At 51.6% G+C, this 7058-nt stretch carries 6 protein-coding genes; 2 read left to right on the forward strand and 4 right to left on the reverse strand.

The annotated features are described in order from the left end of the window. Both RTK01_RS15190 and rpoN read right to left on the reverse strand, forming a co-directional pair. Positions 1–543: PAS domain-containing protein (locus tag RTK01_RS15190; RefSeq protein ID WP_312281781.1), on the reverse strand; the 543-nt coding region annotated here is incomplete at its 3' end. Positions 544–582: 39 nt separating this feature from the next. Continuing rightward, positions 583–1911, reverse strand: a complete 1329-nt coding sequence (rpoN, locus tag RTK01_RS15195) for an RNA polymerase factor sigma-54 (protein ID WP_312281782.1) — start codon at positions 1909–1911, stop codon at positions 583–585. 469 nt (positions 1912–2380) lie between these two features. Here rpoN and RTK01_RS15200 point away from each other — a divergent pair, with 469 nt between their 5' ends. Next, on the forward strand, positions 2381–3316 hold the full coding sequence (locus RTK01_RS15200; protein WP_312281783.1) for a 3-keto-5-aminohexanoate cleavage protein: 936 nt from the start codon (positions 2381–2383) through the stop codon (positions 3314–3316). A gap of 130 nt (positions 3317–3446) precedes the next feature. Here the strand turns inward: RTK01_RS15200 and RTK01_RS15205 are convergent, their stop codons facing one another. After that, positions 3447–4364: an AEC family transporter gene (locus RTK01_RS15205; protein WP_312281784.1), complete on the reverse strand. Its 918-nt coding sequence runs from the start codon at positions 4362–4364 to the stop codon at positions 3447–3449. Positions 4365–4732: 368 nt separating this feature from the next. On the opposite strand from RTK01_RS15205, the gene RTK01_RS15210 reads away from it, so the two are divergent. Further along, a complete protein-coding gene (locus RTK01_RS15210; protein WP_312281785.1) occupies positions 4733–6691 on the forward strand; it encodes an FAD-dependent oxidoreductase in 1959 nt (652 codons plus the stop codon). Positions 6692–6783: 92 nt separating this feature from the next. On the opposite strand, the gene RTK01_RS15215 is transcribed toward RTK01_RS15210, so the two are convergent. After that, the coding region (locus tag RTK01_RS15215; protein ID WP_312281786.1) for an aldolase/citrate lyase family protein at positions 6784–7058 on the reverse strand (275 nt) is incomplete at its 5' end.

Raw genomic sequence — 7058 nt, forward strand, 5'->3', positions numbered from 1 at the left:
GGTTGCGGCCTGATTATCTCTCAGGTATTGGAATTCCTCCTGCATCCGGTTGTTTTTTTCAATTTCCTGCTCCAGCTCGTCCTTCCACTTAGACATCATCGTCAGGTCCTGTATCTGTGTGAATACCAGCACCAAGTCTTCGTCGTTGAAGATGGGGGTGCTGCGCACCACCACCTGACCGCCGTCCGGCATCTGAGAGACAACCACAACCTCGCGCTTCTTTTCAATCGCTTGCAAGCATGCGGGCGTATTGGTTGGCACCTTTAGATAGTTATAGGCGAGGTCCACAATGCTGTCTGTCAATTCGTGATGAATATCGTCTAATGAGAGATAGTAATTCATTGTCTTTGTCACTTCATTAATACTGGAAATATGCCGGTGAATGACCTCCTGCCGGGACAGCTTATAGGTGTTTTCCCATGCCCGGTTCACAAACTGCACGGTTCCGTCCGGGGTGATGAAATGAACCGGCTGCCGAATTAGGTCTGCAAGTTGAAGAACATCAATATAGGATGCATCCCAGTTGAAAGACTCTTTACTCATGGCGCAAGACTCTCCTTCACGTTCCATTTGCGGAATTATTCAGACTCGACGCGCGAATACATTGGGAATTCCCAGATCTGTCCGATACTTGGCGATGGTCCGGCGGGAAATATTCAAACCGTTTGTCGCAAGCAAATCCGTAATCTGCTGGTCGCTCAGCGGCGTGCAGGGATCCTCCGCAGCGATCAGCTCTTTGATTTTTCGGGTCAGCCCATCATTGGAAACATCAGAGTTTCCAACGTTGAGCGAAACAAATTTCCGCAGGGGAAATGTCCCTCGGGGACAGCTCAGATATTTTCCTCTCAGGGCTCGGCTGACAGTTGATTCATGACACGGCAGCTCCTGTGCCAATTCCCCGAGGAGCAGCGGTTCGATGGGCCCCCCGTTTTCAAAGAAAGCTCTTTGTCGCTCCAGTATCAATTCGCAGAGGTGCAGAAGCGTTTTCCGGCGCTGTTCAAGCGCCGTTTGCAGCATTTTGGCCTGACGGAGCCGGTCGTATAAATAGGTGGCATTCTCCTTGTCGTGGGACCCCTTCAGCAGATTGATATAGTATTGACTGATGTGGATGCTTCCGCTCCATTTGTCGCAAAGGCAGATATCCCATCCGTTTTCTTTGGGAAGCATCAGGATATCCGGAATGACATAGGCCCTCTCAGCGGGGGCGAAGCAGGCGCCGGGATACGGTTCCAGCCCGCGAATGACCCGCAATGCCCGCTCCATCTGAGGAATCTTTACGCCGCACTTCCTTGCAAGGCGGCTCATTGACAGAGTTCCTGCCGATTGGAGGCAATTTTTTACAAAGTATTCCGCAGTCTCACACCGCTGGGGCAGCTTGCGCAGTTGGACCAGCAAGCACTCTTGAACGGAGGCCGCGCAGATTCCCACCGGCTCCAGTCCGCGCAAAAGGGCGAGACAATATTCCGAATCCTCCGCCGCACCTTTGCAGCAGGCCGCGGCCTGATCCGGGGTAATCTTTAGTCTCCCGTTGTCTTCTATGGTGCCAAGGAGAAAATTCATCATTTTTTGCTGAGCGCCCGTTAGCTTTAAAAAGTCGATTTGCAGGCGTAGGTACTGCTCCAAGGACATTGTGCGGCTGTCGGGGATTTCCGGCTCCGGCATGTCCTCGGTCACCGTGCGTTCATAGAACCCGCGGCTGTACACCGGCTGCTGGCTAAACCAATTGGCAAGTCTTAGCTCCTTTTCAATTTCGCTTCGGTCCCGCTCGACATTGATTAAAGGATTTTCGTTTTCAGCCTGATTCAGAAATTCACTCAGCTCATCTCCGCTCATTTCAAGAACTTCCAGCCGCTGTAACTGATACTGGTGCAGCTCCTGCCCCTGTCGGACCGTTTGCTCGATTCCCGACACAGCATTTTCTCCTTTCGATCTACTTTTGCATTATTTTGCGAGAAAACACCCCGCTTTTGCTGATATCAAATATAGCACAGCTTGAATTCTTTTCGCAAATGTCTCTGTTTCCCAATTTTCTTAAAAAAAAGTTAAAATTGAATTTTCTACTTACTAACAAGTCAAAAACAACTTGCTTTATTGCTTGTCGGAGCCGACGGCCAATCGTAATGCGATTGGCCGTTTTTTGCATTTCTTTGAATACCTTTATTGAAAGTCCCGCTTTAAGATTATCATATGAAAATAAATAAGTCATTTTCAACTTGCGTTTTTGGATGTCGGCATATTTTGTTTGGTCATAATGACTATTTATTAATGACTTTTTTTCTGAATTTGTAGATTCAAAAAAATTTCAATTTTTTTTTTTGCTTTTACGAATGTTGGCCTAAAAAATGCTTTACAAAGTAAGGTTATAACAGGAGGTTTTGCAATGAAACAAAATAGAAAAGCATTTATTACGGCGGAAATTACAGGAGTGATGTACAGTTCGCGCATGAGTCCGTATCTCCCTGTAACTCCACAGCAAATCATAGATGATGCAGTTCGCTCCTATGAAGCGGGGGCCTCTGTTGCGCATATTCACACGCGAAATCCAAGCACCGGCGAGCCGGATGCGGATATAGCCCAAATGCGCGAAATTGTGGGCGGGATTCAGCGGCGCTGCGATATGATTGTCTGCGTAGGCTCCGGTGGAAGTCAAACGATGTCTCCGGAAGAGCGATTGACTGCCATTTCGAAATTGCAGCCGGAAATGGCCGATTGCAATGCCGATTCCATGAATGTTGCTTTATCCGATGTTTCAGAGAAAATTTTAGCCGGATTTGGCTGGAGAAAGCCTTATTTCCGTGAAACCGGAGGATGTGCATTTACCAACGCGTGTGCCAATATGGAACTCTTTGTCCGAGCAATGAACACAAATGAAACGCGTCCCCAATTTGAAATTTACGACCCCGGTATGCTAAACAATGTTGCTTGTTTTGTAAAAAGCGGAATTGTCAAATCGCCTGTGTATTTGCAATTTGTGCTGGGAGTTCAAGGCGGCATTCCCGCCTCTGTAAAAAACTTGCTGTTTTTAAAGGAAACCGCTGACCTGCTGCTGGGGGAGAGCGGCTACATTTGGTGCGCTGCCGCTGTGGGGCGGCATCAACTGCCTATGGCGGCGGCGGCGCTGGCAATGGGGGGCAATGTTCGTGTGGGGCTAGGGGACAGCCTATATCTTCGCGCCCACGTTTTGGCACAGTCCAATGCTGAGCAGGTGACCGCCGTCCGGAGTATTGCCGACGCACTGGACATTGAGCTGGCCGTACCGTCTGAGGTCCGGAGCATACTTGGGCTGAAGGGTTCCGATCAGGTGGTTTTGACGTAATACGAAATTTGCTCCCTTGACGGTTTTTACCATTGCGGGGCTGCCTTAATATTTAAGCAGGTCAGCCCCGCAAACGTGCCTGCCGTCCGCCATGGATACGGAAAACAGCGTGATACTTAAGGAAAAGCGTTTAGATAATCCTGAAGCAGAGGAGATAAACCAGAGGAATCGTTAAAATGGAGAGCAATGTGCTGGAAATCACGCAGGCCGCCGCCAGCAAGCCGTCCTTTTCATATTCCTTCGTAAACATCACCGTCATCGCGCCCGCCGGAAGCGCGGATAAGACGACTGAAACACCTGCGACGGCTGCCTGCGTGATTCCGACCAGCTTGAGCATTGCCAGCACAATCAGCGGCATTCCCAGCAGCCGCCAAAAGCAGAGCTTCCAAATTTCTTTGTTTAAAAACATTTCCAGTTTTAAGTCGGAAATGACGCAGCCAATCAAAATCATGGATAGCGGGGTAGTACAGTTTCCCAAGGAGGAGATGGCGTTTTCCAGCGGAACGGGCAGGGTAATCTTCAGCCAGACGACCAGCAGGCCCAAAACAACCGCCCACAGGGGCGGTGATTTAAGTAAACGTTTCATCCAGCCGCTTGATTTTCCGGCCACAAAATAGGCAATTCCGATGCTTAAAATAAAAATACGCGCCGGAAGCAGGGCCACGGACAGCAGCAAAATCCCCTCCGCACCATAGATTCCGCCGATAACCGGCATCCCCATGAAATTGCCGCTGGGACAAAGGATGGCAAAACGCAGCACCGGCTGCTGCAAGGTGGGCTTCTTTCGATAAAGCAATACGCCGACAAGTATGTAAAGCAGATGCACCGCAATGGTAATCAGGATCATCAGAACGGAGTTTTTCAGGATGTCGTCGGGGATGCGCTCAAAAAAAGCGGAAAACACACTGCATGGCAATATCAAATTGATCATCATTTTTGAAAGGCCGGCGCTGACTCCCTCCGTGATGATTCCGGTCTTTTTTCCTAGAGTCCCAATCAAAATCATGACCAGCAAAGAGCACTGCAATTGCAGAATTGTAATTGTCATTTTGTGATTCTCCCATTCAGTGATATAAGTCGTTGATAGTTTTCCTGTTTTCAATCTTCCTCAGAGTATAAGAGCAATTTGCATACCAGATATTTGATTTTGAGCAAATCTATTTTTTCAGGAGAGGAAGGTGTGGCAATCCGCCCCTGATATAGAGATTGGCACGGAAAATGCTACTCTTTAAGATTGAGGTGCCCGGCTGTTTATCATCCGAAAGAAGCCCGGCGGACGCACAGTCCCATTTTGCGGAGCGATTCGCAAAACCTTCCGAGCCACGCTCCCATTGCGTGGCTTTGTTCTATTGGTTTTCGTCAAGAGCATTGGACGCTTTATTCTCAGCCTTCGGTTTCAAAATGAAAGGAGACATTATGAAGCAGTATCCTCATCTTTTTTCTTCCATCGACATTGGGTCTATGCATGTAAAGAATCGCATTTTTATGGCGCCCATGTCTTCCCATCTTGCAAGTACCAGCGGACGTCTGACAGACGAAATGCTTGCCTACTACGAGGCTCGTGCCAGAGGCGGGGCGGGTTACATCACTATTGCCAGCGTCCTGATCGACCGCCTTTCCCGCTATGGCACCTTTCGCAATGTCGGGCTTTATGAGGACGCTCAAATTGAAGAGCTTCACCGGCTGACCGACGCGCTGCACCGCCACGGGGCGGCAGTTGGCGCACAACTGCTGCATCCCTCCACGGCGGCTCTGTCCCGGTACAACGAGGGCCGCAGGCCGGTTGCCGCGTCTCCGGTTGAGGCAAGAGCCTATGCGGAGCTTCCGCGGGAACTTACAAAAGAGGAAATCGGGGAATTTGTTTTAAAATTCGGCGCCGCCGCTCTGCGGGCGGAAAAGGCGGGGTTTGACGCGGTGGAAATTCACTGCTGTCACCGCCACGGTCTGCTGGGGAATTTCCTTTCTCCGCTGCACAATAAGCGGGTGGATGAATACGGCGGCGGGGTTGACGGGCGGCTTCGGATGCCCTTGGAGGTCATTGCCGAAATTCGCAGACAAGTAAGCTCGGATTTTCCTGTCATTGTACGAATGTCCGCCACGGACGGCGAGCCGGACGGACAGTCCCTCATTGAGGGAATCTACATTGCACGCCGCTTTGAAGAGGCCGGGGTTTCCATGATTCATTTGTCCAACGGCTCGCTGGATATTCCATGGAAAACCACCGCGCCGTCCGGCGTTCCGCAGGCATTTAACGCGGACCTTGCGGAGAAAATCCGGAAATATATCCGTATTCCGCTGGGGTTTATCGGCCGCATCAACGAGCCGTGGGTTGCCGACATGGTGATTGAACAGGGAAAAAGCGACGTGGCCTATATTGGCCGCGCGCTGATTGCCGACCCTGAATTTCCAAACAAGGCGCAGGAAGGAAGGGGAAATGAAATCTGCCCCTGTATCGGCTGTCTGCGTTGCCTTGCCACCGTCAATGCGGACGGAAGCGTTTGCTGTACCATGAATCCCGTGGCGGGGCACGAACTGGAGACGGAAATACCACAGGCGGCAAGCGTACCTTCCAAAAAGGTGCTGGTCATAGGGGGAGGACCGGCAGGACTTTCCGCCGCCGCCGAAGCGGCCCGACAGGGCCATGAGGTGACGCTAATGGAGCGCACCCACCGTCTGGGCGGGCAGATGTATCTGGCCGGTTTCCCACCCTGTAAGCACGATGTGGCAAAGGGGACCCGTTATCTCATTGAGCAGACCGAAGCCGCCGGTGTGCACATGGAGCTTGGGAAGAACATTTCCGCCGGTGATATCTCCGCGCAGGGGTATGACGGCGTGATTCTGGCCGTTGGCGCAGACCCCGTTCTTCCTCGCTTCTTGCAGGGCGCCGCACAGTTGGTCAGCGCGCAGGATGTGTTGGAGGGAAACGTCACCGTCGGACACAACGTAGTTGTGATCGGTGGGGGGCCGGTGGGCTGTGAAACCGCAGACTTCCTTATCCATCCCCACAACGACCTCGGCCCCAACAGCAGGCGAGTAAGCATTGTCGAAATGGACGACTATTTGGAGAAAAACGAGCGGACCGCCGCTCGGATGCTTTTGGTGGAGCGGCTGCTTGCCAAGGGCTGCCAAATTGTAACGGGCGCAACAGTGGAATCCGTCAATGGGGATACGTTGCATTATCTGAAGGACGGGCAGTCTAAGGTGATTGACCGCATTGATACGGTGGTGGCTGCCGTTGGGACCAGAGGAGACACGGACCTGCTTGCTGCGCTACGGGAGTTGCCCGTGCCTGTGCAGGCCGTCACGGATACGGTCAACATTCTGCTGGCGATTTCCAGCGGACAGGATGCCGCCAGAGCGCTGTTCCGGGAATGAATTCAATAAAATATTAAGAACGCGTAGGGAAGCGGGGCGAAATGAAAATTTCGCCCCGCTTTTTGCGGCTTTTGAATCAATTTTAACGAAGATTATTGCGCTGCAAAGCCCGTGCGTACCGCCCCAAGGCACTTGGCGCTTTCCGTGCGGAAAAACACCTGATCGTTCATGCAGGTGACAAGCCGGAAGCCCTGCTTCAGCCGCTTGATGGCCGCGTCCTGATTCCCGGTTACAATCCCTGCTGTAATGTCATATTTTTTGCAGGCATTCAGCACGGTTTCCACAGCTTCAACCACATCGGGGTGATTGACGTCTCCGGGGTGGCCCATGTCCTGAGAAAGGTCCGCAGTGCCGATAAAGATGCAGT

Source organism: Oscillibacter sp., assembly GCF_031978065.1.
In the GTDB taxonomy this organism is placed as follows: Bacteria; Bacillota; Clostridia; order Oscillospirales; family Oscillospiraceae; genus Oscillibacter.

Coding starts and splice junctions, on each gene's coding strand:
- RTK01_RS15210 (WP_312281785.1), top strand. CDS start 4,733: ATGAAGCAGTATCCTCATCTTTTTTCTTCCATCGACATTGGGTCTATG.
- RTK01_RS15205 (WP_312281784.1), bottom strand. CDS start 4,364: ATGACAATTACAATTCTGCAATTGCAGTGCTCTTTGCTGGTCATGATT.
- RTK01_RS15200 (WP_312281783.1), top strand. CDS start 2,381: ATGAAACAAAATAGAAAAGCATTTATTACGGCGGAAATTACAGGAGTG.